This window comes from Paraburkholderia sp. GAS38, assembly GCF_050434965.1.
GTDB lineage: Bacteria > Pseudomonadota > Gammaproteobacteria > Burkholderiales > Burkholderiaceae > Paraburkholderia > Paraburkholderia phenazinium_A.
Genome location: NZ_JBNDJO010000003.1, coordinates 73344 through 97399 on the forward strand (window position 1 = coordinate 73344; position 24056 = coordinate 97399).

Annotated in this window: 22 protein-coding genes; 17 read left to right on the plus strand and 5 right to left on the minus strand. The window is 64.5% G+C overall.

Features of this window, described 5'->3' with window-relative positions; translation table 11 throughout:
* Nucleotides 1-145: 145 nt before the first annotated feature.
* The 3 genes from P3T42_RS07920 to P3T42_RS07930 form a co-directional block, all read right to left on the minus strand.
* Entirely contained in the window at nt 146-1525 is a 1380-nt protein-coding gene (locus tag P3T42_RS07920; RefSeq protein WP_429305665.1) for an aspartate aminotransferase family protein, read from the minus strand.
* 276 nt (nt 1526-1801) lie between these two features.
* Nucleotides 1802-2737, minus strand: a complete 936-nt coding sequence (locus P3T42_RS07925; RefSeq protein WP_429305666.1) for a 2-hydroxyacid dehydrogenase — start codon at nt 2735-2737, stop codon at nt 1802-1804.
* A gap of 29 nt (nt 2738-2766) precedes the next feature.
* Nucleotides 2767-3630: a GNAT family N-acetyltransferase gene (locus P3T42_RS07930; protein ID WP_074294330.1), complete on the minus strand. Its 864-nt coding sequence runs from the start codon at nt 3628-3630 to the stop codon at nt 2767-2769.
* Between the two features lie 213 nt (nt 3631-3843).
* Here P3T42_RS07930 and P3T42_RS07935 point away from each other — a divergent pair, with 213 nt between their 5' ends.
* The 10 genes from P3T42_RS07935 (at nt 3844) to P3T42_RS07980 (ending at nt 13458) form a co-directional block, all read left to right on the plus strand.
* On the plus strand, nt 3844-5325 hold the full coding sequence (locus tag P3T42_RS07935) for an aldehyde dehydrogenase family protein (RefSeq protein ID WP_429305667.1): 1482 nt from the start codon (nt 3844-3846) through the stop codon (nt 5323-5325).
* Nucleotides 5326-5782: 457 nt separating this feature from the next.
* Nucleotides 5783-6451 carry a haloacid dehalogenase type II gene (locus P3T42_RS07940; RefSeq protein ID WP_074294332.1) on the plus strand — a complete coding sequence of 223 codons (669 nt, stop codon included), beginning with the start codon at nt 5783-5785 and terminating at the stop codon, nt 6449-6451.
* A 23-nt stretch (nt 6452-6474) separates the two neighbouring features.
* Complete coding sequence (locus tag P3T42_RS07945) at nt 6475-7752, plus strand: NAD(P)/FAD-dependent oxidoreductase (protein ID WP_429305668.1); 1278 nt, start codon at nt 6475-6477, stop codon at nt 7750-7752.
* Nucleotides 7753-7840: 88 nt separating this feature from the next.
* Nucleotides 7841-8650, plus strand: a complete 810-nt coding sequence (locus tag P3T42_RS07950; RefSeq protein WP_074294334.1) for an ABC transporter substrate-binding protein — start codon at nt 7841-7843, stop codon at nt 8648-8650.
* Between the two features lie 21 nt (nt 8651-8671).
* Nucleotides 8672-9328, plus strand: coding sequence for an amino acid ABC transporter permease (locus P3T42_RS07955; RefSeq protein WP_074294335.1), 657 nt, complete (start codon nt 8672-8674; stop codon nt 9326-9328).
* A gap of 17 nt (nt 9329-9345) precedes the next feature.
* A complete protein-coding gene (locus P3T42_RS07960) occupies nt 9346-10152 on the plus strand; it encodes an amino acid ABC transporter ATP-binding protein (protein ID WP_429305669.1) in 807 nt (268 codons plus the stop codon).
* Nucleotides 10149-10454, plus strand: a complete 306-nt coding sequence (locus P3T42_RS07965; protein WP_074294336.1) for a (2Fe-2S)-binding protein — start codon at nt 10149-10151, stop codon at nt 10452-10454. The genes P3T42_RS07960 and P3T42_RS07965 overlap by 4 nt, the downstream gene beginning before the upstream one ends.
* Nucleotides 10439-11830 (plus strand): NAD(P)/FAD-dependent oxidoreductase, encoded by a 1392-nt coding sequence (locus P3T42_RS07970; RefSeq protein ID WP_074294337.1) that lies wholly within the window; start codon nt 10439-10441, stop codon nt 11828-11830. The genes P3T42_RS07965 and P3T42_RS07970 overlap by 16 nt, the downstream gene beginning before the upstream one ends.
* On the plus strand, nt 11827-12981 hold the full coding sequence (locus P3T42_RS07975; protein ID WP_074294338.1) for an NAD(P)/FAD-dependent oxidoreductase: 1155 nt from the start codon (nt 11827-11829) through the stop codon (nt 12979-12981). The genes P3T42_RS07970 and P3T42_RS07975 overlap by 4 nt, the downstream gene beginning before the upstream one ends.
* A 129-nt stretch (nt 12982-13110) precedes the next feature.
* On the plus strand, nt 13111-13458 hold the full coding sequence (locus tag P3T42_RS07980; protein ID WP_074297062.1) for a helix-turn-helix domain-containing protein: 348 nt from the start codon (nt 13111-13113) through the stop codon (nt 13456-13458).
* A gap of 80 nt (nt 13459-13538) precedes the next feature.
* On the opposite strand, the gene P3T42_RS07985 is transcribed toward P3T42_RS07980, so the two are convergent.
* Nucleotides 13539-14633, minus strand: a complete 1095-nt coding sequence (locus P3T42_RS07985; protein WP_074294339.1) for a tartrate dehydrogenase — start codon at nt 14631-14633, stop codon at nt 13539-13541.
* Nucleotides 14634-14766: 133 nt separating this feature from the next.
* On the opposite strand from P3T42_RS07985, the gene P3T42_RS07990 reads away from it, so the two are divergent.
* Entirely contained in the window at nt 14767-15678 is a 912-nt protein-coding gene (locus tag P3T42_RS07990) for a LysR substrate-binding domain-containing protein (protein ID WP_429305670.1), read from the plus strand.
* Nucleotides 15679-15732: 54 nt separating this feature from the next.
* Here P3T42_RS07990 and P3T42_RS07995 read toward each other — a convergent pair whose 3' ends face one another.
* Nucleotides 15733-16518 (minus strand): 2OG-Fe(II) oxygenase, encoded by a 786-nt coding sequence (locus P3T42_RS07995; RefSeq protein WP_429305671.1) that lies wholly within the window; start codon nt 16516-16518, stop codon nt 15733-15735.
* A 235-nt stretch (nt 16519-16753) separates the two neighbouring features.
* On the opposite strand from P3T42_RS07995, the gene P3T42_RS08000 reads away from it, so the two are divergent.
* From P3T42_RS08000 to P3T42_RS08025, 6 genes are all read left to right on the plus strand, one after another.
* Nucleotides 16754-17596 carry an FAS1-like dehydratase domain-containing protein gene (locus P3T42_RS08000; RefSeq protein WP_074294341.1) on the plus strand — a complete coding sequence of 281 codons (843 nt, stop codon included), beginning with the start codon at nt 16754-16756 and terminating at the stop codon, nt 17594-17596.
* Nucleotides 17597-17682: 86 nt separating this feature from the next.
* Nucleotides 17683-18846 (plus strand): acyl-CoA dehydrogenase family protein, encoded by a 1164-nt coding sequence (locus P3T42_RS08005; RefSeq protein WP_429305672.1) that lies wholly within the window; start codon nt 17683-17685, stop codon nt 18844-18846.
* Nucleotides 18847-18869: 23 nt separating this feature from the next.
* Nucleotides 18870-20048, plus strand: coding sequence for a CaiB/BaiF CoA transferase family protein (locus P3T42_RS08010; RefSeq protein ID WP_429305673.1), 1179 nt, complete (start codon nt 18870-18872; stop codon nt 20046-20048).
* Nucleotides 20049-20170: 122 nt separating this feature from the next.
* Nucleotides 20171-21547: an MmgE/PrpD family protein gene (locus P3T42_RS08015; RefSeq protein WP_429305674.1), complete on the plus strand. Its 1377-nt coding sequence runs from the start codon at nt 20171-20173 to the stop codon at nt 21545-21547.
* Complete coding sequence (locus P3T42_RS08020; RefSeq protein WP_429305675.1) at nt 21544-22350, plus strand: HpcH/HpaI aldolase/citrate lyase family protein; 807 nt, start codon at nt 21544-21546, stop codon at nt 22348-22350. The genes P3T42_RS08015 and P3T42_RS08020 overlap by 4 nt, the downstream gene beginning before the upstream one ends.
* A 295-nt stretch (nt 22351-22645) precedes the next feature.
* Nucleotides 22646-24034: an MFS transporter gene (locus tag P3T42_RS08025; protein WP_429305676.1), complete on the plus strand. Its 1389-nt coding sequence runs from the start codon at nt 22646-22648 to the stop codon at nt 24032-24034.
* Nucleotides 24035-24056: the final 22 nt, after the last annotated feature.

The window sequence follows — 24056 nt, forward strand, 5'->3', positions numbered from 1 at the left end:
GGAAGCGCAGTGACGGGACTATCGTAGCACGCCCCGTCACGGAAAAATTTCACGGCAAACCCTTACGCAGCAAGCCTTTCGGCGGGTTACACGGCGCGCTGCAAGGCCGTTGGGCGAGGCCCGGGGCAAAATCCCGGGCACTGCTTCAGGCAACGCTGGCCCGCACCTCGGGCGCTTCCAGCACCGTATCGAGCGTTTGACGCAGACGCTCGAACAGGATGTCGAATTCCTCGCGCTGGTAGCACAGCGCGGGCGCGAAGCCGAGGATGTTGTCGTTGAAAGCGCGGAAGATCAGGCCGTTGCGATAGGCGGTCTTGGCGATCCGCTCGCTCAGGTTCAACGCGGGATCGAAGCGGCGCTTGGTGGTTTTGTCCGCCACCAGTTCGAGTGCGCCGAGCAGGCCGCGGCTGCGCGCATCGCCCACCAGCGGATGATCGAGCAGGTCGCGCAGGCCAGCTTCGAAGCGCGGCGTCTGAGCCACGCCGTTCGCGAGCAGCCCGCCTTCGTGATAGAGCCGCAACACTTCGAGGCCAATCGCCGCGCTCACCGGATGCGCCGAATACGTCTGGCCGTGACCCACGGCCGAACCGGTGCCCGCGCCATCGGCGATGCCGTTGTACACGGCGTCGGACATCAGCACGGCGCCCATCGGCGCATAGCCGGCGGTGAGTCCCTTGGCCACCGTCATCAGGTCCGGCTCGACACCTTCGGCGGCACACGCGAACAGCGGACCGGTGCGGCCAAAGCCGGTGATGACTTCGTCGGCAACGAACAGGATGTCGAGCTCGCGGCACGCATTGCTCATCGCCTTGAGCCAGCCCTTCGGCGGCACGATCACGCCGCCCGAGCCCTGCACCGGCTCGCAGAAGAATGCGGCTACGCGTTCAGCGCCAAGCGCTTCAACCTTCGCACGCAGTGCGGCAACCGACGCGTCGATCACCGCCTGCGGATCGTCGCCCACCTCGCTGCGATACAGATACGGCGACGGAATGTGATGCTGGTTAGACAGCGGCACATCGAAGTTCTGATGAAACGAGCTCAATGCGGTCAAGCCCGCGCCCACCGACGACGAACCGTGATAGCCGCGCTCCAACGCAATGAACTGCTTCTTCTGCGGGCGGCCCGTCGCGTTGTAGTAGTTCGTGATGTAGCGGATTGCGGCATCCACCGCATCCGAGCCGCCCAGCGTGAAGTACACGTGACGCAGCGAGTTCGGCGCCAGCTCGACGAGTTGTTCGGCGAGCCTGATAGCCGGTTCGCAGCCGAAGTGGAAATAGCCGGTCGCATAGGGCAAGCGGCTCATCTGCTCGGTCGCTACCCGTACGATGCTTTCGTGACCGTAGCCGGTATTCACGCACCAGAGGCCCGAGAAGGCATCGAGTAGTTCGTTGCCGTCGATATCGCGCAGCCAGGCGCCGCGCCCCGACTCGAGAATCGTGACGCCGCGCTGCTCATGCGCGCGCAGGCTGGCTACCGGATGGATCAGATGTTTGCGGTCGGATTCGATCAGTGAGGACGTGGACATGGTATGGAGTGCGTGAGTTGTGCGCGCAGCAATGCACGAAGTGCCGGGAAGGTGCGCGCAACGCGTGTCGCGGGCGCGAACCGCATGCAAACCATGGTAGCGGGACAGAAACAACGAAGACGCGGGGATTCGTCGCTGCTGGAAGGCGGGAATTGTGTTTTTGCGGGCGGCGCAGCATTTTGTGCTGCGCGCGATAGAGGGATGGATGCGGGCACAACGGTTTGAGACGCGCACCTCCATGGCGGCGCAGCGTGCCTGATGCACGCTGCGGGTGCGTCAATATCCGCGGGCGCGGTCCACCAGACCGATCAACGGCTGGCCCGCACGGTGACGACGCAGATTGTCGAGCACGACTTCGACCGCGCTGTCCGGCTGGGTCATGCTGGCAACGTGCGGCGTCAGCATCACGCGAGGGTGATGCCACAGCGGATGATCTGCTGCGAGCGGTTCGGGGTCCGCCACATCCAGCACGGCCGCGCTGAGTTGCCCGCTTTCCAGCGCCTGCAGCAGATGATCCTGCTGCAGATGACCGCCGCGTCCCGTGTTGATCAGCGCCGCGCCGCGCGGCAACTGTGCAAACAACTCGCGGTTCAGGATATGGCGCGTGGCGTCGGTGAGCGGCAGCAGGCACACCAGAATGTCGGTGCGGGCCAGAAATGCCGGCAGCGTTTCCGCGCCGGCGAAGCATTCGATCCCATCGAGCGTGCGCGGCGAACGGCTCCAGCCGGCACATTGAAAGCCGAAGCTGGCGAGACGCGTCAGCACGGCCTGGCCGAGGACGCCAAGACCCAGCACCCCGACGCGCCGTTCGCTCGCGACGCGTGTGCGCAGCGCCTGCCAGCGGCCCTCGCGCTGCTGCGCGGCATAGGTGAACCAGTCGCGGTGCAGTGCGAGCGTGGCGAGGGTCACGTACTCGACCATCCCCGCTACGATGCCCGGTTCGATCATCCGCACTACCGGCAGATGCGCGGGGATCGCCGAAAGATCGAACTGGTCGATGCCCGCGCCGACCGAGAACACCACTTCCAGATTAGGGAAGCGCGTGGCGAGGTCATGCGGTGCTTCCCAAACTGCGAGGTAACGCACTGCTTCGGCGTCGGCCGAGGCACTGCCGTCCGGCCAGATGCGAAACGGTATCTGCGGCGCTTTTTCGGCAAAGAGGCGCGCCCACTGCGCGCCGCGCACCGGGTCGGCCTTGTAGAGGAAGGTCATTCGCGGCGTCCGTTGAGGTCGGGTAGCGCTTAACCGAGCGCCTGGTTGGTGATGGCGAAGACCCGCGCTACGCCCTCGGGTTGTGGCGCGTCGCCGCGCACCATGGTGACGACGGCGTCCACCTGTTGCAGGCCGAGGTCGTCGAGCCAGTCGGAGAGGCCGGAATCGCCGGTGACGTCGATACGCACGAACTTTCCTTCGTTCGACCCAACCAGGTGACTGATCAACGCCTGGGCGCCTTCGATATGCGGCGCCACCAGCGGCCCGATCACCTGACCGCGGCCGAAGCGGCGCAGCAAGGCGAAGCCGACCGGCTCGCCATCGCGATCGAGCACCACGCCCTCTGCGACGTTCAGCAGTGCGGCGAGCACCTGGGTGCGGTCGTAGCCGGCCGCGCGGTTCAATAGGGCCGAGAGCCGATCTGGGTCGCGTGCGCCGAGCGGACGGATGCGCTCACCGGGCGCCAGTTGCACGGCCGGCGGATGCGCACCGCCCGTCCCCTGGTGTTGATGGATGCTGCCGACCGCCTTGAAGCCGAACTTTTCGTAGAGCGGCTGGCCGGCGCGGGTGGCGTTCAGGAAGGTGGTGCGCGTGCCGAGCGCATCCATGGTGCGCGTCATCAGATCGCGGCCGATGCCGCGGCCTTGCTGCTCGGGCGCGACGATCACCATGCCGAGCGAGGCGTGGTCCGCGCCGAATTTCCAGTGCAAGGCCGTGCCGAGGAGGCCGTCGTCGTCCTCAGCGCCGACGCCCGAGCCCAGATTGAGCGCGAATTCCCAGTCTTCGCGGCGATGCGGCCATTTGACCGCCACCGACAGTTCGTGCGCGGCAGGCAAATCGCCCGCCGTCAGCGGCCGAAACCGGACGGGTACTCCAGCAAGCGGTTGAGTCACTTTCCACTCCTCTTCAATATGCCTGCGTAATGTCGCACTGCGTGGACGTGGCGGCTAGGACGATCTTATTGCGGGAGGGATACGGCATCCTCCACTGCGCCCACCCCCCACAACGCACACATCGCACGGTCGCCCCCGGCCATCATGGCAGCAAATGCTGCGGCATCGCCCGTACCATGATTCGCATCTCGTCTGCGAACTGGAATGGACACAATGGACAGCTTCGATCCCGCTCTGATTGCCGTGCGCAGCGCGCACTTTATTGGCGGCCGCTACGTGGATGGCGCCGCCGCGCTCGATGTGCTGCGCCCGTCGGACGGCGCGGTGTACGCCGATCTGCCGGTGGCCGACGCCGAACTGGTGGATCGTGCTGTCGAAGATGCGTGGCACGCCTTCAAAACCAGCGACTGGGCCCGCCGCGCGCCGCGCGAACGGGCCCGCACGCTGCGCCGCTGGGCCGATCTGATCGAGGCGGATGTCGAGACGCTGGCGCGTCTGGAGTCGGTCGGCTCCACCCGGCCGATTCGCGATGCGGCGCAGTGGGACGTGCCGTTCACCGCCGAAGGCATCCGCTTCTACTCGGAGTTCGCCGACAAGATCGGCGGCGAGGTCGCGGCGACGCGCCCGGATCATCTCGGCATGATCGTCGCCGAGCCGTACGGCGTGATCGGCGCCATCGCCCCGTGGAATTTCCCGCTGGTGATGGCGTCGTGGAAGATCGCGCCGGCGCTGGCAGCAGGCAACGCGGTAGTGCTGAAGCCTTCGGAGATGACGCCGTTCTCGGTGCTGCGGCTCGCTGAACTGGCTATCGCTGCCGGCATTCCGCCGGGCATCTTCAACGTCGTGCAAGGCGATGGACGCATCACCGGCGACGCGCTGGTGCGTCATCCGAAGATTGCCAAGGTGACCTTCACCGGCTCGAGCCAGACCGGCGCGGCCATCATGACGGCGTGCGCGCAAACCGGCACCAAGCCGGTCACCCTCGAACTCGGCGGCAAGAGCCCGCAAATCGTCTTCGCGGATGCCCCCGACCTCGATCTGGTGGCACGCCGCGTCGCTGGAGCGATTGCGGGCAATGCCGGGCAGGTGTGCGTCGCCGGCTCGCGGCTGATCGTCGAGCGCTCGGCCGCGCCGCGCCTGATCGACGGCATCGCATCCGCGTTCGCCGCGTTGAAGCCTGGCCACACCTGGGCCGCCGGCACCACGCTGCCGCCGATCATCTCCGCCAAGCAGGCGCAACGTATCGAAGGCATCGTCGCACGCAGCGTCGAGCAGGGCGCGCAGATCGCAGCGGGTGGCAAGCGGCTGCCGGTCGATGGCGAAGGCGCTTTCTACGCGCCCACTATCCTGACCCATGTGAGCGCGACGTCCGAAGCGGTGCGCGAAGAAGTGTTCGGCCCGGTCTTGACCGTACAGACCTTCGACAGCGAAGACGAAGCACTCGCACTCGCCAGCCACGAAAAATATGGACTCGCCTCGGGTGTGCACACGGCGGACCTGAGCCGTGCGCTACGGGCGATGCGCAGTATCGAAGCGGGCACGGTGTGGATCAACCGCTATGGACGTACCGCCGATTTCGTCATTCCCACCGGCGGCTATAAGCAGTCCGGGCTCGGCAAGGATCTGGGGCGCCAGGCGTTTGAAGCGAATCTGCGTTTCAAGAGCGTGCTGATCGATCTGAACCAGGGCGCTTGAGCTTGCTACATCTCTTCGCGCTGGAGAGCCTGGCGCGCATGCTTGCCAAACCTCATACATAAGCCGGCGCAGGTGCAGCACGATCTGCTGCTGAAAGCGCGGTTTCCAGCGTGCCAATACGGCCGCGTCGCTTCCCGACGCGGCCGTTGTCGTTTCTGCCGGCCGTCGCGCCGACCCATCGGACGCCCCGCAAAGCCTTGCATCGTCTCGCTCCGGACGTCCGCACCAGGGCATACCCGCACCATGGGAACGCATCGCGGGCACCCCCTGAGTGCCGCCGCATAGTGTGCTGAGTGAGCAGCAAAAAACGGCGGATTGTGTGTTCGGCGGCGTCCATAACACGACAACCCCGATTTTTTGGGGTGGTGTAATTCATTTCAGTAGCCGTTGCGGCGCCAGCAACGACCGCTTCTTCGCTCTGCCCAACGCTGATACTTGCCGACCACAGGACATAGACATGACCCGCTTCAGGCCCAAATACATCACCTTCGATTGTTACGGCACGCTGACCCGCTTCAGGATGGGCGACATGGCCCGCGAAATCTTCGCCGACCGCGTCAACGCCGAGCAAATGGATCAGTTCGTGCGCGACTTCGCCGCCTTCCGCTTCGACGAAGTGCTCGGTGCATGGAAGCCGTACCAGGAAGTCGTGAAGAATGCCGTGCGCCGCACGCTCAAGCGCTGGAAGCTCGCCTACGACGACGCCGAAGCTCAGCGCTTCTACGACGCCGTGCCGACCTGGGGTCCGCATGCCGACGTGCCGGAAGGCCTCGCCAAGGTGGCGAAGGAAATCCCGCTGGTGATCCTGTCGAACGCTTCGAACGACCAGATCCAGAGCAACGTGGACAAGCTCGGCGCGCCGTTCCATGCGGTGTACACCGCGCAAATGGCGCAGGCCTACAAGCCGCGTCTGCAAGCCTTCGAATACATGCTCGATAACCTCGGCTGCGGCCCGGAAGACATCCTGCACGTGTCGTCGAGCCTGCGCTACGACCTGATGTCGGCCAACGATCTCGGCGTGAAGAACAAGGTGTTCGTCGCCCGCGGTCACGAGCCGTCCACGCCGTACTACAACTACACCGAGATCAAGGACATCGGCGGCCTGGCCGGCGTCGTCGGTCTTTAAGCAACGAAGCGCGAAGGCACCTGATGAAGCTCGATTCGTACTGGCTCGATACCGCTCCGCCGTTTTTGCACGGGCAGCAAGGCCCGGTTGAGGCCGGCTCCGATGTGGTGGTGATCGGCGGCGGCTTTACGGGCCTGTCCGCGGCGCTCGAGCTTGCGAAGCGCGGCATTCCGGTGACCGTGCTGGAGGCCGGGCGCATCGCCGGTGAGGCGTCGGGCCGCAACGGCGGCCAGTGCAACACCGGCCTTGCTCACGACTACGCAGCGTTGGCCGCGCGCATCGGCGCCGACCACGCGCGCGATTTCTATCGTGCGTATGAAAGCGCCGTGGCGACGGTGGCCTCGATCGTCAGCGAAGAGAAGATCGATTGCGACTTCGTGCGCGGCGGCAAGATCAAGCTGGCGGCGAAACCGCAGCACTTCGACAAGCTCGCGAAGACCTACGAATCGCTGCTGAAAAACGTCGATTCGGAGGTCGAACTGATTCCGCCCGAGCGGATTCGCGAAGAGGTCGGCTCGGACGGCTTCTACGGCGGCCTCGTGCAGCGTAACGGCGCGCAGATGCATATGGGCAAGTTCGGCGTGGGTCTCGCCACGGCTGCCGCCCGACACGGTGCGCGCATTTTCGAGCACACGCCGGTGACCGGCCTGAAGCGTCTCGAAGACGAGCGTTACGAAGTGACGACCGAGTTCGGCACGATCCGCGCCGGACGTGTGCTGGTCGCCACAGGCGCTTCGCAGATCGGGCCGTTGCAATGGTTTCGGCGGCGCATTGCGCCGGTGGGCAGCTTCATCGTCGTCACCGAACCGTTGACGACGGCCCAGCTCGACGAGTTCGTGCCGAAGCGGCGTGCCTATGTGACTACGCGCAATATCGGCAACTACTTTCGGGCGACGGCGGACAACCGTCTGCTGTTCGGCGGCCGGGCGCGCTTCGCGATGTCGAACCCCCGCTCCGACGAAAAGAGCGGCCGGATTCTGCGCGCCGGACTCGCCGGCTATTTCCCGAAACTGGCCGACGTGCGGCTCGATTACTGCTGGGGCGGTCTCGTCGACATGACGGCCGACCGGCTGCCGCGCGCGGGCCAGCACGAAGGACTGTTTTACTCGATGGGCTATAGCGGCCACGGTGTGCAGATGTCGGTGCACATGGGTCGCGTGATGGCCGACGTGATGTTCGGCGCTGCGACGCGCAATCCGTGGCGCACGCTCGAATGGCCTGCGATTCCAGGCCATTTCGGTCACGCGTGGTTTCTGCCGCTCGTCGGCGCGTATTACCGCTTGCAGGACATTCTGCATTGAAGCGATGCAGGGGCAATACCCGTTGTTGGCTGCTACGCGCGCGGCGCCGTAGCAGTTGCAGTGTTCACTACCCACTCTGAGGATGACCATGTTGCGTTTCACCCGTGAGCTTCGCCCCGCAGCACGCCTGCAAGCCGTTCAACGCTTCGCTCTCCAGGCCGGCGTCGCCCTCTCCGTCATGCTCGGTGCCAGCCTGAGCCACGCTGCCGACACGCCGACGCTCACCGCCGGTTCGCCGCCGTCGAGCGCGCCGACCACCTTCATGGATGTGAAGACGCAGAAGATCGAAGGCCTGATGCCCGATGTGGTGGACGCCATCGGCAAGCGCGAAGGCTTTAACGTTTCGTTCGATGCGGTGCCGTTCTCGGCGCTGATCCAGTCGGCGGTGTCGGGCAAGATCGACATCATCGTGGCCGGCATGACGCCGACCGAGAAGCGCGCTGAAGTGGTCGATTTCTCGCAGCCGGTCACCGCGTTCGGCGAAGGCATCATCGTCAAGGACTCGAACAAGACCAACTACAAGTCGGTGCAGGACCTGAAGGGCACCGTGGTCGGCGCGCCGACCGGTACCGATTACGGCGACCAGTTGGTCAAGCTCGGCATCTTCAAGGAAGTGAAGATGTACGACAGCCCCGCCGACATGACGCGCGACGTGGTGCTGGGTCGCATCACCGCGGGCTTTAGCGACTATCCGATCCTGAAGGCGCAGGAAGCCTCGGGCGGTTTGCGCGGCGCACGCGTGGTGGACGATTACGTGCCGATGCAGAAGTTCGACATCGCGATTGCCGTGAAGAAGGGCAATGCCGCGTTGCTCGCCAAGATCAACGACGCTCTGACGAAAATGAAGGCCGACGGCTCGCTCAACGCGATCCTGAAGAAATGGAATCTGGCGAGCTGATCGCGTTCTGAAGAGCACACTATGCATTGGCGCGATATAACCGATTTTGTTCCGATTCTGTTCAGCGGCGCCCTGATGAGCATTGTCATCACGCTGGGCTGCCTGGTGTTGAGTACCGTGCTCGGGCTGGTCTGGGCGCTGTTGAAGATGTCGCGCCACCCGGGCGTGGTCACGGTGGTCAGTGCGATGATCAACGTGGTGCGCGGTTTGCCGATGATCGTGCTGCTGTTTTATATCTACTTCGTGCTGCCGGACGTCGGCATTCAGATGACGGCGCTCGAAGCGAGCGTCATCGGCCTGGGGTTCGGCTACTCGACCTATGTGGCGGAAATCATCCGCTCGGGGATCGAGGCCGTCGACCCCGGCCAGTTCGAAGCGGCCCAGTCGATCGGCATGGGCCGCGTGAAGACGATGTACCGCGTGATCCTGCCGCAGGCCGTGCGCGTTGCCTTGCCGCCGTATGCGAATACGCTGGTGATGATGTTGAAGGACTCGTCGCTGGCCTCGACGATCACCGTCGCCGAGATGACGCGCGAGGGTCAGTTGATCGCCGCATCCACGTTTCAGAACGTGACGGTGTATACGCTGGTGGCGCTGGGTTATCTGGCGATGAGCCTGCCGCTGATGAGCCTGACGCGCCGGCTGGAAAAGCGTTTCGGCAAGCACAAGGCCAAATAGCCTTAAGCGAGGATGCCATGATCGAGATCGTTGATGTGCACAAGAGCTTCGGCGCCACCCCGGTGCTGAAGGGCATTTCGTTGAATATCAAGCAGGGCGAAGTCGTGTGCCTGATCGGCGCATCGGGTTCCGGCAAGTCGACCCTGTTGCGCTGTATCAATGCGCTCGAGTCCTACGACACCGGCGAGATCAAGCTGCTGGACCAACGCGTCGAACAGCGTTCGCGTCAGATCAACCGCTTGCGCACCCAGGTGGGCATGGTGTTCCAGCGCTTCAATCTGTTTCCGCACCGCACGGCGCTCGAGAACGTGATGGAAGGCCCCGTGCATGTGAAGGGCGAGCCGACGCAAGAAGCGCGCCGCGACGCCATCGAGCTGTTGGGCAAGGTGGGGCTGGGCGAGAAGCTGCATGCGTATCCGCATCAACTGTCCGGCGGACAGCAGCAACGCGTGGCCATTGCACGCTCGCTGGCAATGAAACCCAAAGCCATCCTGTTCGACGAACCCACCTCGGCGCTCGATCCCGAGCTGGTCGGTGAAGTCCTCGCGGTCATGCGCACCCTGGCGCGCGAAGGCATGACCATGCTGGTGGTCACGCATGAGATGGGCTTTGCGCGTGAGGTGGCGGATCGTGTCTGCTTCCTGCATGGCGGCCAGATTATCGAAGAGGGTAGCGCGCAGCAGGTGTTGTGTACGCCGCGCGAGGCTCGTACGCGCGAATTTCTGCGCCATGTGCTGACTAACCGGATGGACGAGCGGATGGACGAGCGAGTCGACAGCGCGGCGGTTACGGACCACAGCGGCGCGCACGGAGCTACAGCATGAATGGACGATTTATCCGGCTCGGCGAGACCGGACGCAAGACCGTCGCGATTCGCGTGGACGGCAAGGATGTCGAGGCGCTGGCGGGCGATACGCTGCTGGTTGCGATGCTCTGCTCGGTGGATCATGTGCGTCAGTCCGAATTCGGCAACGAAGTGCGCGCGGGCTTCTGCCTGATGGGCGCCTGCCAGGACTGCTGGGTCTGGACTGCGGAGGGCGAGCGGCTGCGCGCCTGTACGACCGTGGTCAGCGAAGGCCTGCAGATTGTCACCACTCAAGCGGAGGCGCAATGGGCCAACCTGTGACGGGTCAACCGCGCGTCGTCATCGTGGGCGCCGGGCCGGCCGGCGTGCGCTGCGCGCAGACGCTGCTGGCCGCCGGCATCAGCCCGATCGTGATTGACGAAAGCCGTCGCGACGGCGGGCAGATCTATCGCCGGCAGCCGGAGAACTTCGGGCGTCCCTACGCAAAACTGTACGGCACCGAAGCGGCTCGCGCCGAAGACCTGCATACGACGTTCGAGCGGCTGCGCCCGAAGATCGACTACCGGCCCAACACGCTGGCGTGGAATGTGGCTGAACGCAAGCTGCATCTCGTGCACGAAGGGCATGCGAGTGCGCTGCCCTACGACGCGCTGATCCTGTGCCCCGGCGCCACCGACCGCCTGATGCCGGTAAAGGGCTGGCAATTTGCCGGCACCTACAGCCTTGGGGCGTCGCAGATTGCGCTGAAGTCGCAGGCGGTTTCGATCGGCCGCAAGGTGGTGTTTATGGGTTCGGGGCCGCTGCTGTATCTGGTGGCGAATCAGTATGTGCAAGCCGGCGCGCAAGTGGCGGCCGTACTCGATACCTCGAAGTTCGCTCAGCGCCTGCGTGCGTTGCCGAAACTGCTCGCGCGTCCCGATGTGCTGAAGAAGGGCGCGGCGCTGGTGTCGTCGTTGAAGAAGGCGGGCGTGAGCGTGGTGAACGGCATCGAACCGCTGGAGATCGTCGGCACTGACGCGGACGGTGTGCAAGGCGTGACGTATCGCGACGCGAGCGGCCGCGAGCAACGGATTGTCTGCGATGCGGTGGCGCTCGGCTATCACTTGCGCCCGGAAACGCAACTGGCCGATCTCGCGCGCTGCGCGTTTCGCTTCGATGAACCGACCCGTCAATGGTTGCCGCAGATCGACGAACTGGGTCGCAGCTCGCAAGCGGGCGTATATCTGGCGGGAGACGGCGTTCGCGTGCTCGGTGCGGATGGCGCGGAGCTGGCAGGGCGTCTTGCCGCCTATGCCGCCTTGTCCGACCTCGGCCACACAATCGACGCGTCGACCCTGGACGAATTGAAACGCCAGCAGCAGAAGATGGATCGTTTCCGCCTGGGCCTGGTGGAGGCCTTTCCGTGGCCCGCCGCGCAGGCGGCGCGTCTGTCGGACGACACGGTGGTGTGCCGTTGCGAAGGGATTACCGTGGGCGAATTGCGCCGCGTCACGCGCGACGAAGGCGCTTGCGAAGCGAACCGCGCGAAGGCCTTTAGCCGCGTCGGCATGGGACGTTGCCAGGGACGTTATTGCGGCCACGCGGCCGCGGAAATCATCGCGGATGCGGCAGGCGTGCCGGTCGAAATGGTCGGCCGGTTGCGCGGACAAGCGCCCGTCAAGCCGCTTTCGATCGCGACTGTTGAGGAGGTCGAATGAGCCGCTCACAAGCAGATGTGGTCATTGTCGGGGGTGGCTTCATGGGTGCGGCCACCGCCTTTTTCCTGCGCCAGCGTGGCCGTTCGGTGATTCTCCTCGAGCGCGGTCTGATAGGGCAGCAGGCCAGCGGCACCAACTTCGGCAACGTGCGGCGCCAGGGGCGCTTCCTGCCGCAATTGCCGCTGGCGAATCGTTCGCGTGAGATCTGGGGCAAGCTGCCTGAACTGATCCAGCACGACGCGGAATTTTTGATGTCCGGTCATATTCGCGTGTGCTATCGCGACGAGCAGGCCGATCAATTCGAAGTCTATGCAAAAGAGGCCAGCCAGTACGGCCTGAAACTCGACCTCTTTCGCGGCGCGGAAATGAAAGCGCGCTTTCCGTTTCTTGGACCCGAAGTGCTGTCCGCATCGTATTCGGAGAAGGACGGTCACGCGAATCCGCGACTCGCGGCGCCCGCATTCGGCCGCGCTGCTGCGCGTCTTGGCGCGCAGATCGTCGAGAACACCGAGATTGCCACCGTCGAAAAGGAAGGCGCGGAGTTTCGCGCCACCAGTACGGACGGCCGCACGTTTCATGCGCCCGTGTTGCTGGTGACGGCGGGGGCTTGGGGCAGTTTGCTGAGCGAACAGTTCGGCGAGCCGGTGCCGATTGCCGTGCACGGTCCGCAAATGGCCGTGACCGAACCGACCACGTATGGGATTCAACCGGTGGTGGGCGTCTCGTCGCCAAATATCGAGGAAGTGCTGTATTTCCGCCAGGTCACGCGCGGCAACATCGTGATCGGCGGCTGTGCTCGCGGGCCGGCTTATCCGGACGTGCGGCGTGCGTACGTCTTGCCGCAGAACACGTTGCTGCAGTTCAAGCAGATGCATCGGCTGGCGCCGGCGCTCGCGAAGCTCAACATCATTCGCGTGTGGAGCGGCATTGAAGGCTATATGCCGGACGACCGGCCCATCATGGGCGCGAGCGGCAATGTCAGCGGCCTCTACTACGCGTTTGGTTTCTGCGGACACGGCTTTCAGCTTGGACCGGGCGTCGGCGATACGATGGCCGAGCTGATCGATACCGGCGCGACCAGCACGCCGCTGGAACCCTTCGATATTCGCCGCTTCGCTGCGGTCGCTACCCAGGCGCAGCAGGCCGCATAGGGAATCGAGATCATGCTGACCGCTCAACTGGACGCTGATGTGGCCCATTTTGCAGGGCTGTTTGCAGACGAGGACGAAGGCGCAGACACGCACGATACGACCGGCGACGCGCCGGCCGCATCGCTCACGCTGTCCACGGCGCTCGGCCAGCCGCGTCGCGCGACACGGCCGATCGAGCGGGCGATCGAATTCATCGAAACCTCGTTCTCCCAACCCGTGACGCTCGCGACGCTGGCTGCGAAGGCAGACCTGAGCGTATCGCGCTTCGCCGCGCTGTTCCGTGCGGAGGTGGGGATCTCGCCGCATCGCTACGTGTGCCTCGTCAGGATCCGCCATGCGCAGCGGCTATTGCGCCGGGGCTTGCCGCCGTCCATCGTGGCGACGGAGGTGGGCTTCTTCGATCAGAGCCATCTGGGGCGGCATTTCAAGCGCACGGTGGGGACCACGCCGAGTGCGTATCTTGCGGCGAGTAGCTGAGACCACGCGCATCCTGCACGCGGTCATGGCTTAAGCAAGGCGACCAGCTCCATCAGAAAGAAGCCGGCTCCTTCGCAACCTCAAACGTGGTTCCCAACCCGCTCCGCAATCGCCGCACCAATCTCGTCCGTCGACGCCGTACCGCCCATATCGCGCGTATGCGGTCCCTGTTTCAACACCTCGGAGATCGCCGCGACAATCGCTTCATGCGCGTCGTGTTCAGCGCCCGCGCCTTCGCCGAGGAAATCGAGCATCATCGCCGCCGACCAGATCATGGCCACCGGATTGGCAATCTGCTGTCCGGCGATATCCGGCGCCGAGCCATGCACCGGTTCGAACAGGGACGGAAAGCGCCGCTCCGGATTCAGGTTCGCGGACGGTGCAATTCCGATCGTGCCCGTGCAGGCCGGACCGAGATCCGAGAGGATGTCGCCGAACAGGTTGGAGGCCACCACGACGTCGAAGCGCTGCGGCTGCAACACGAAACGCGCACACAGGATGTCGATATGCTGCTTGTCCCATGTGATGTCCGGGTAGGTGGCCGCTATTTCGGCCGCGCGTTCGTCCCACCACGGCATGCTGATGGCGATACCGTTGCTCTTGGTGGCGACCGTCACGTGACGGCGCTCGCGGCGTTGCGCGAGATCGAAGGCGAACTTCAGGACGCGATTCGTGCCATGGCGCGTGAAGATGGACTGCTGCATCACCACTTCGCGCTCGGTGCCTTCGAACATCGTGCCGCCCACCGATGAATATTCGCCCTCGGTGTTTTCGCGCACGACGAAGAAGTCGATACCCTGCGCGTTGTGGGCGGCGAGCGGCGAGCGCACGCCTTCGAAGGTGCGCGCCGGACGCAGGTTGACGTACTGGTCGAATTCGCGGCGGAACTTGAGCAGCGAGCCCCACAACGAAATGTGATCGGGCACGGTGTCGGGCCAGCCGACCGCGCCGAACAGGATGGCATCGCAATCGGCGAGCTGGGCTTTCCAGTCGTCGGGCATCATCTGGCCGTGCTGCGCATAGTAGTCGCAACTGGCCCAATCGATCTGCTTGTATGAAAGCTCAATGCCGAAGCGGCGGCTCACTGCGTCGAGGACACGGATGGCCTCGGGCATGACTTCCTTGCCGATGCCGTCGCCGGGGATTACGGCGATACGGTGCTGTTTGCGGGTCATGTCGAACGTCCGGGAAAGTGGCGTTGCGCCGTTGAAAGAGGACAATGCGCGGGAGGCCGCGCGACTGAATCCATTCTATTGATGCGAACGAGGCGCGACAGCCTGCTACCGGTTAATCCACTTTCCACGAATCGTGAATAAAACTCCCAATCTCGCCGACCTGCGCGTGTTTTGCGCGGTGGCCCGGCATGCCAGTTTCAGTGCGACGGCCGAGCTGCTGGGCGTGTCGCCCGCCTTCGTCAGCAAGCGCGTCGCGATGCTCGAAGCGGACCTCGGCACGCGCTTGCTGCATCGCTCCACCCGCCGCGTGACGATCACCGAGGCGGGCGCGCAGGTGTTCGCGTGGGCCGAGAAGATTCTCGACGACGTCGAACATCTGGTGGAAGACGTGTCCACCGCTCGCCGCACACCGAGCGGCACGCTGCGCATTTCCAGCAGCTTCGGCTTCGGCCGGCACGTGGTCGCGCCTGCGGTGGCGCGCTTGTCGGCGGCGTATCCGCAGTTGAACGTGCGGCTGGATCTGTTCGACCGGATCGTCGATGTGGCGGCCGAAGGCTTCGATCTGGACGTGCGGATCGGCGACGACATCGCACCGCATCTGATTGCGCGCAAGCTGGCGTCGAATCATCGCGTGCTGTGCGCGGCGCCGGCGTATCTGGAGCGTCATGGCAAGCCACGCGAGTTGGGCGATCTCGCGGCGCATCGTTGCCTCGTCATCAAGGAGCGCGATCACCCGTTCGGCGTGTGGCGGCTGACGGTCAACGGCAAGGAGTCGCAGTTGAAGGTCACCGGGCCGCTGTCGACCAATCACGGTGAGATTGCCGTGCAATGGGCGGTGGCTGGTTACGGCATCGTGCTGCGTTCGATCTGGGACGTGGCGCCGCTGCTGGCGAACGGCACCTTGGTGCAGGTGTTGCCGCAGGCGTCGCAGCCGGCCAACGTATGGGCGGTCTACCCGGAGCGACGTGCGAGTTCGGCGAAAGTGCGGGCCTGTGTGGACTTTCTGGTGGAGGAGTTCAAGGGGTGGAACGGCGAGGCGGGATGAGACGCTGTCTTCCTGTACGGCCTGCGTCGCGCCATGGCCGAACCAGGCACTTGCTTACGACGCGTCGTGAAAGATCACGCCCAGTGTGTGCCGATGGCCCGAGTGCAGCCGGCTGACACCGTGCCGCAAATTGACCCGATAACTGCCGCGTGTGCCTTGCACGGGCCGGTGATGAACGGCAAACACCACGGCGTCGCCTTTGGTCAGCGGCACAACTTCCACGCGCGACTGCATGCGCGGCCGCTGCTCGGTCATCACGAACTCGCCCCCCGTGAAGTCCTGCCCCGGCTCCGACAGCAATATGGCGAGCTGCAGTGGAAACACATGTTCGCCGTACAGATCCTGATGCAGGCAGTTGTAGTCGTCTTTGGTGTACTGCAGCATAAGCGGCGTCGGCCGGATCTGACCGGCGTCGTGGCAGCGTTGGATGAACTCGGCGTGCTGGTCCGGATAACGCACGTCGATACGCATGATCTGATTCCAACGGTTCGCCACCGGCACGAGATGTGGATAGACGGAGGTCCGCAACGTATCGACGAGATTCGGCAGCGGATAGCCGAAGTATTTGTATTCGCCGCGGCCAAAGCCGTGCCGCGCCATCACGACGCGGCTGCGATACAACGCGTCCTGTGCATAGAGCGCGGCGAGCGCGTCGCATTCCTGCCCCGACAGCAGACCGCGCAGCATCGCGCTGCCGTGCTGGTTCAGGTCGTCTTCCACCGTGTGCCAATCTATCGCGTCGACGCGTTGCGTCATTTCTGCGCGAGGGGCTTCGGTCGCAACGCCTGTGGTGTCCATGATGGGCTCGCGGCCGGGAAGGGGCTTCAATACGGTATTCATGCTCGGCTCCGAAATCTGCTTCAATAGACTCAGTGTACGGACGCGCGCGACGCTAGACACTCCGGGTCTTGCTCTCCAATTCGACAGAACTCCGGCTTGAGTGCCTGGTCTCGAACGTGTAAGCCTGCCTGCCGTCTTAACCAAAGCCAAAGACCCGCTTCAGAAATGCGAACTTCGCGGATGACACTGCAAGGTTCATAGTGAGGCTCTATTTGGCGTCTCCGGAGTACCGCGCATGTCTGCTTCCACCCAGAATCTCGACGCCTGGCTCGACAAACAGGACGTGGTCAAAGACAACATCACGGCTTTTCCGTTGCAGGCAATGGCGGCGACGCTGGACTGGAACGAAGCGGGCGATCTCGTGCCGCCGCTATGGCACTGGCTGTACTTCCTGCCCATTTCGCCTCTCGCGGAGGCCGGGCCGGACGGGCACCCGAAGCGCGGCGCGTTCCTACCGCCGGTGCCGCTGCCGCGCCGCATGTGGGCCGGTGGCCGCCTCACATTTCATATGCCGCTGAAGGTGGGCGAGCGCGCCGTCCGCACTTCGACGATTGCGAATATCGAGGACAAAACCGGTCGCTCGGGCCGCCTCGTGTTCGTCACCGTGCAGCACACCGTTGAAGTTGCCGGCGAACTGAGGATCGAGGAAGAGCACGACATTGTCTATCGCGACGCGCCGCATCCCGACGCGCCGCCGCCGAAAGCGGCCCCGGCGCCGGAAGGCGAAACGTGGCGCCGCACCGTTCATGCCGACCCCTTGCTGCTGTTCCGCTACTCGGCGCTGACCTTCAACGGCCATCGCATCCATTACGACTATCCGTACGTGACCGAGGTCGAGGGTTATCCGGATCTGATCGTGCATGGTCCGCTGATTGCAACGCTGCTGGTCGACCTCGTGCGCCGCGAATTGCCCGAGGCCACACTGCAAAGCTTCGCCTTCAAGGCGGTGCGTCCCACCTTCGCCAACCGGCCGCTCACGGTGTGCGGCAAGCCGTCTGAGGACGGCAAGACCATCGACCTGTGGGCCAAAGACCACGAGGGCTATCTGACGATGCGTGCCACTGCTGCGCTGGCCTGAGCGTTGGGAGGTTCCGTCACCGGACCGCCTGAACGCCGGATGGCCGGCCCCTTGATCACCACCGTTTTCTTTCGAACCCGATTTCCATGCAAACGACGCAACAGGATTCTTTCCAGGACATTCGCGAAGCCGTTCGCGATCTGTGCCAGCAGTTTTCCGGCGAATACTTTCGCAAGATCGACGAAGCGCGTGGCTATCCCGAAGCCTTTGTCGATGCGCTGACCAAAGCGGGCTGGCTCGCTGCATTGATCCCGCAGGAATACGGCGGCTCGGGACTCGGTCTGACCGAAGCCTCGGTCATCATGGAGGAAATCAATCGCGCGGGCGGCAATTCGGGCGCGTGCCACGGCCAGATGTACAACATGGGCACGCTGCTGCGGCACGGTTCGGCTGAACAGAAACGCAAGTATCTGCCGCAGATCGCGAGCGGCGAATTGCGTCTGCAGTCGATGGGCGTGACCGAACCCAGCACCGGCACGGACACCACGAAGATCAAGACTACCGCCGAGCGCCGTGGCGACCGTTACGTAATCAACGGTCAGAAGGTATGGATCTCGCGCGTGCTGCACTCGGATCTGATGATCCTGCTGGCGCGCACCACGCCGCTCGCCGACGTGAAGAAAAAATCCGAAGGCATGTCGATCTTTATCGTCGATCTGCGCGAGGCGATCGGCCACGGCCTGACCGTGCAGCCAATCCTGAACATGGTCAATCACGAGACCAGCGAACTGTTCTTCGACAACCTGGAAATCCCCGCGGAAAACCTGATCGGCGAGGAAGGGCAGGGTTTCAAATACATCCTTGATGGGCTGAACGCGGAACGCACGCTGATCGCGGCCGAGTGTATCGGAGATGGTTACTGGTTCGTGGACAAGGTGTCCGCGTATGTGAAAGAACGCGTCGTGTTTGGCCGTCCCATCGGGCAGAACCAGGGCGTGCAGTTTCCGATTGCGCGCTCGTTCGTCAACGTCGAAGCGGCAAGCCTGATGCGTTTCGAAGCCGCGCGCCGCTTCGACGCCCACGAGCCCTGCGGCGCCCAGGCGAACATGGCGAAGCTGCTGGCCGCGGATGCGTCATGGGAGGCGGCCAACGCCTGTCTGCAATTCCACGGCGGCTTTGGCTTTGCGTGCGAATACGACGTGGAACGCAAGTTCCGCGAAACACGGCTGTATCAGGTTGCGCCGATTTCGACGAACCTGATCCTGTCGTACGTGGCCGAACATATTCTCGGCTTGCCGCGTTCGTTCTGATGGTGAAGGTGAAGGAAGCATCGATGAGACCTCTCGACGGTATCAAGGTCGTCACCCTGGAGCATGCCATTGCGGCGCCGTTCTGCACGCGTCAGCTCGCCGATCTCGGCGCTCGTGTGATCAAGGTGGAGCGTCCCGGCGTGGGCGATTTTGCGCGCGGCTACGATGAACGCGTGCAGGGTTTGTCGTCGCATTTCGTGTGGACCAATCGTTCGAAGGAAAGCCTCGCACTCGACCTGAAGCAGCCGGCGGCCGCGAAGATTCTCGACGCGCTGGTCGCCGACGCGGATGTGCTGGTGCAGAACCTCGCCCCGGGCGCAGCGGACCGGCTGGGTCTGAGCTACGAGAAGTTGAGCGAGAGGTATCCGCAACTGATCGTCTGCGATATTTCGGGCTACGGCGCGGACGGTCCGTATCGCGACAAGAAGGCCTATGACCTGCTGATTCAAAGCGAATCCGGTTTTCTGTCCATTACGGGTTCACCCGGTGAGCCGGCCAAGGCGGGTTGCTCGATCGCGGATATCGCGGCGGGCATGTACGCGTATTCGAACATCCTGAGCGCGTTGTTGCTGCGTCCGCGTACGGGACGGGGTTGCCGCATCGATGTGTCGATGCTGGAGAGTATGGTGGAGTGGATGGGGTATCCGCTTTACTACGCCATCGACGGCCAGACGCCGCCGGCACTTTCCGGGGCTGCGCACGCGACTATCTATCCGTACGGTCCGTTCCCCGCCGGCGATGGCAAGACGGTGATGCTCGGTCTGCAGAACGAGCGCGAATGGAAGCTGTTTTGCGATCAGGTGCTCGTGCAACCCGAACTCGCGACCGATCCGCGCTTTGCCTCGAATTCCAAACGCACCGCGGCGCGCGAAGCGCTGCGCGGTGTGATTGTCGAGGCGTTTGCGCCGCTGACGGCGGCGCAGGTGATCGAACGGCTCGAGGCAGCGGGCATCGCCAATGCGCAAATGAATACGCTCAGTGACGTGTGGGTGCATCCGCAACTGGCGGCGCGCGAGCGCTGGCAGGAAGTCGACACGCCGGCCGGGACGATTCCGGCCTTGCTGCCGCCGGGTCTGCCCACGAGCTTCGAGCCGCGCATGGACCCGGTGCCGGCGCTCGGCGAGCATACCGACGCGATCCTGCGCGAACTCGGCTACGACAGTGTGCAGATCGATGCGCTGCGCGCAGCCGGCGCGATCTGACGCAATACGCTCATGACGCCTGCCATGCCGACGCCGCTGACCTGGAAGTCCGACTACCCGGATCCACGGCGCGATGGCGCAAGCAGCGTCCCCTACGAACCTCACGGTACTCCGCTCCTATCATGACCGATCACCCAAGCCTCACGCTGGCGACCTTCGCCGCACAACTGGACTTCGACGCCATCCCTGCGGCGGTTGTCGAGCGCACCGTCAATCTGTATGTGGACTGGCTGGGCTCGGCGCTCGCCGGGAAGGGCGCGCGGCCCGTCGAGACGATTGCGCGCTTCGCGCGCCAGGCGGGCGGCGGGTTGCCGGATGACCCGTGCGAAATTCTGATCGACCGTAGCTGCACGACGCCGTATTTTGCCGCGATGGTGAACGGTGCCGCGTCGCATTTCGCCGAACAGGACGATGTGCACAACGGCTCGGTGTTCCATCCGGCGACGGTGGTGTTTCCCGTCGCGCTGGCGCTGGCGCAGGCGAACCGCGCGTCGGGGCGCGACTTCATCGCGGCGGCGGTGGCGGGTTACGAGGTGGGCATTCGCATCGGCGAGTTTCTCGGCCGTTCGCACTACAAGGTGTTCCACACCACCGGCACGGTCGGCACCGTGGCCGCCGCCGCGACCGCCGGGCGGCTGCTCGGCCTGACGCCCATGCAGATGCTGGACGCGTTCGGCTCGGCGGGCACGCAGGCGAGCGGCCTGTGGGAATTCCTGCGCGACGCCGCCGATTCGAAGCAACTGCATACGGCGATGGCCGCCGCCAACGGTCTGATGTCCGCCCAGCTCGCCGCGGACGGCTTCAAGGGCGCCACCCATATCCTCGAGGGCGCGCAGGGGATGGCGGCGGGCATGTCGAGCGACGCCGATCCCGCGCGCCTGGTCGATCGGCTCGGCAGCCGCTGGGCTATCGCCGAGACGTCGTTCAAGTACCACGCGGCCTGCCGCCACACTCATCCGGCGGCGGATGCGTTGCTCGCGGTGATCCAGCAACATCGTCTCGCGCCACGCGATATCGTGAAAGTGACGGCTCACGTGCATCAAGGCGCCATCGATGTGCTGGGTGCCGTGGTGACGCCGCGCACCGTGCATCAAGCGAAATTCAACATGGGTACCGTGCTGGGACTGGTCGCGTATCACGGCTATGCCGGCGTCACCGAGTTCGAGCAGGGCTTCGACACCGACGCGATTGCCGCCTTCCGCGACAAGGTGGAGATGGCCTTCGACACCGAAGTGGACAGCGCCTATCCGGCCCGCTGGATCGGCAAGGTGACGGTGCTGACCGGCGACGGCCGCACGCTGCATGGCCGCGTCGACGAGCCGAAGGGCGATCCGGGCAATACGCTGTCGCGCGATGAAATCGAAACCAAGCTGCGGCGGCTGGCGGCGTTTTCCGGCGCCGCCTCGGACGAGGAAGCGTCGCGGTTGCTGGAGACGGCGTGGCAAATCGCGTCGCAGGCGCGCGTCGAATCCGTGTTCGATGCCGAGGTCACCGCATGAGTGCCGCGCTGCCCCGTTCGTATCTGTTCGTGCCGGGCAACCGGCCGGAGCGCTTCGAGAAGGCGCGTGCGGCGGGCGCGGATGCGGTGATCCTCGACCTCGAGGACGCCGTGCAGCCCGACGAAAAGCCGGCCGCGCGCGCCGCCGTTCTAGCTGCGGCGGATGCGGCGCGACCGGCGTGGGTGCGCATCAACAGTTCCGATACCCGCTGGTTCGCCGACGACATCGCTGCGCTTGCCGGCCATCCTGGCATAGCGGGCGTGGTGTTGCCGAAGGCCGAAACGCAGGAGCACATTGCCGCCGTGCTGGCCCATGCGCATGCCGCGCTCAGCGTGCTGCCGATTGTCGAAACCGCACGCGGCTTTGCGAATCTTGCGGCGTTGTGCGCGGCGTCACGGGTGGGCCGTATCGTGTTCGGGACGCTCGATTTCCAGATTGACCTTGGCATCGACGGCGACGGTGAAGAACTGCACCTGTTTCGCTCGCAGATCGTGCTGGCCTCGCGGCTGGCGGGCATCGGCGCGCCGGTCGACGGCGTGTCCACCACGATTACCGACACCGACGCGATCGAAGCCGAGGCGCGGCGCGGACGCCGCTTCGGCTTCGGCGGCAAGCTGTGCATCCATCCGAAGCAGATCGAGGCGGTGCATCGCGCGTATGCATGGAGCGATGCCGAGCAGGCCTGGGCGGCGCGTGTGCTGGAGGCGGTGGAGGCGAGCCATGGCGCCGCGGTGGCCGTCGACGGCAAGATGGTCGACCTGCCGGTGATCCTGAAGGCGCGGCGGATTGTCGGTCAGAGCTGAGCGGGCGCTTCTGGGCGCGTTGTCAGCGCCGCGGTGGCCCTCACACCTGCCTCGCGTAGCCGGGGCTGCCGGGCGTGGTTCGCTTCGTCCCCCTCATTAACGCCAGCGAAACACCGGCTTCCAATAATGCCAATTCCCACGTTGCGCCGGGTACTGCACTCTTAGTCTGTTAGGGCGATGGCCAATCGAGGCCGCGCCACCCAGGAGCTTGCGCCAGAGCCGTCACACCTCCAAAGACGGCCATGCAGCTCTGTTGATCGCGGACGCTTCCGCGTGTGCGTTAAGGAGACACAGCTTGGCAACCGTCAATTCCGGCGCGCGGCTCGACCGCCTGCCTATCAGCCGTTTTCACTGGCAAATCCTTGGCCTGATCGGCGCCGGTGCGTTTCTCGACGCGTTCGACATCTATCTCGCCAACGGTTCGCTCGCCGCGATGGTCAAGAGCGGCTTTACCGACCTACGGCTCGGCTCGTTTTTCATCTCTGCCACGTTCATGGGCATGATGATCGGCGCGGGGCTGTCGGGCTATCTGGGCGACCGCTTCGGGCGGCGCTATTCCTATCAGGCCAATCTGGCGATCTTCGGACTCGCCTCCCTCGCGGCGTGCTTTGCGCCGAACATCTACTGGCTGATCCTGCTGCGCTTTTTGATGGGGATCGGGCTCGGTGCGGAACTGGTGGTGGCGGCCGGCACGCTCTGCGAATTCGTGCCGCCGGCTACGCGAGGCCGTTGGACCTCGCTGCTGGCGCTGATCATCAACTCGGGTCTGCTTGGGGCAACCGCAGTGGGCTACTGGGTGATCCCGCATCTGGGCTGGCGTTATATGTTCGCGATTGCCGGTATTGGCGCGTTGATCGTCTGGTTCCTGCGGCATCGGATGCCGGAATCGCCGCGCTGGCTCGAAACGGTCGGCCGTCTGGACGAGGCGGAAGCGACGGTCGCGGCCATCGAGCGGCAGGTCGAGGCGCGCGTCGGCAAGCTGCCGCCGGTGGCGCGCGTGGTGAGCCACGAAGTGCCCGCCGCGCCGTTGTCGGCACTGTTCGCGCGCGGCATGATTGGCCGCACGCTGGTGGCCGCGCTCACCTGCATGGCGATCAATATGTCGCTGTACGGCTTTGTCGCATGGCTGCCCACCTTCTTCGTCAAGGAAGGGCTGACCATCGTGCAATCGCTGGGCTTCGTGCTGCTGATGTCCTTCGGTGCGCCGATGGGGGCGGTGGTCGGCTACCTCGTGACGGATCGCATCGGACGCCGCAACGGCATCGTGCTGTTCTCGCTGCTGACTATCGTACTCGGCTTCTTCTATGTGCAGATGCGCGCGCCGGCGGCGATTTCGATTATGGGCTTCGCGCTCGTTACGACGATCTACACGGTGTGCACGCTAGGTCTGTTCGGCTATATTCCCGAACTCTTCCCGACCGCACACCGTTTGCGCGGCACGGGTATCGCCGGGACGTGCGGGCGCGCCGCTTCCATGACTACGCCTTACGTCGCGTTGCTGTTGTACACGCATTTCGGCGTGACGGGTGTGGTGGCGATGGTGGGCGGCGTGCTGCTGTTGCTCAGTGTGGCGATTCTCGCGTTGCGTATCGAGACGAGTCAGCAAACGCTCGAAGAGATCTCGCCGGATCTCAGTGTGCCGGAGACTGGCGAGAGCCAGGCGCTGGGGAGTGGGGCAGTGTAGCGGCTGCTATGAGGTAAGGGCA

Excerpts from the sequence above, each read along its gene's own strand:
- P3T42_RS07920 (WP_429305665.1), bottom strand. The coding sequence starts at position 1,525 with ATGTCCACGTCCTCACTGATCGAATCCGACCGCAAACATCTGATCCAT.
- P3T42_RS07925 (WP_429305666.1), bottom strand. The coding sequence starts at position 2,737 with ATGACCTTCCTCTACAAGGCCGACCCGGTGCGCGGCGCGCAGTGGGCG.
- P3T42_RS07935 (WP_429305667.1), top strand. The coding sequence starts at position 3,844 with ATGGACAGCTTCGATCCCGCTCTGATTGCCGTGCGCAGCGCGCACTTT.
- P3T42_RS07940 (WP_074294332.1), top strand. The coding sequence starts at position 5,783 with ATGACCCGCTTCAGGCCCAAATACATCACCTTCGATTGTTACGGCACG.
- P3T42_RS07945 (WP_429305668.1), top strand. The coding sequence starts at position 6,475 with ATGAAGCTCGATTCGTACTGGCTCGATACCGCTCCGCCGTTTTTGCAC.
- P3T42_RS07950 (WP_074294334.1), top strand. The coding sequence starts at position 7,841 with ATGTTGCGTTTCACCCGTGAGCTTCGCCCCGCAGCACGCCTGCAAGCC.
- P3T42_RS07955 (WP_074294335.1), top strand. The coding sequence starts at position 8,672 with ATGCATTGGCGCGATATAACCGATTTTGTTCCGATTCTGTTCAGCGGC.
- P3T42_RS07960 (WP_429305669.1), top strand. The coding sequence starts at position 9,346 with ATGATCGAGATCGTTGATGTGCACAAGAGCTTCGGCGCCACCCCGGTG.
- P3T42_RS07965 (WP_074294336.1), top strand. The coding sequence starts at position 10,149 with ATGAATGGACGATTTATCCGGCTCGGCGAGACCGGACGCAAGACCGTC.
- P3T42_RS07970 (WP_074294337.1), top strand. The coding sequence starts at position 10,439 with ATGGGCCAACCTGTGACGGGTCAACCGCGCGTCGTCATCGTGGGCGCC.
- P3T42_RS07975 (WP_074294338.1), top strand. The coding sequence starts at position 11,827 with ATGAGCCGCTCACAAGCAGATGTGGTCATTGTCGGGGGTGGCTTCATG.
- P3T42_RS07985 (WP_074294339.1), bottom strand. The coding sequence starts at position 14,633 with ATGACCCGCAAACAGCACCGTATCGCCGTAATCCCCGGCGACGGCATC.
- P3T42_RS07995 (WP_429305671.1), bottom strand. The coding sequence starts at position 16,518 with ATGAATACCGTATTGAAGCCCCTTCCCGGCCGCGAGCCCATCATGGAC.
- P3T42_RS08000 (WP_074294341.1), top strand. The coding sequence starts at position 16,754 with ATGTCTGCTTCCACCCAGAATCTCGACGCCTGGCTCGACAAACAGGAC.
- P3T42_RS08005 (WP_429305672.1), top strand. The coding sequence starts at position 17,683 with ATGCAAACGACGCAACAGGATTCTTTCCAGGACATTCGCGAAGCCGTT.
- P3T42_RS08010 (WP_429305673.1), top strand. The coding sequence starts at position 18,870 with ATGAGACCTCTCGACGGTATCAAGGTCGTCACCCTGGAGCATGCCATT.
- P3T42_RS08015 (WP_429305674.1), top strand. The coding sequence starts at position 20,171 with ATGACCGATCACCCAAGCCTCACGCTGGCGACCTTCGCCGCACAACTG.
- P3T42_RS08020 (WP_429305675.1), top strand. The coding sequence starts at position 21,544 with ATGAGTGCCGCGCTGCCCCGTTCGTATCTGTTCGTGCCGGGCAACCGG.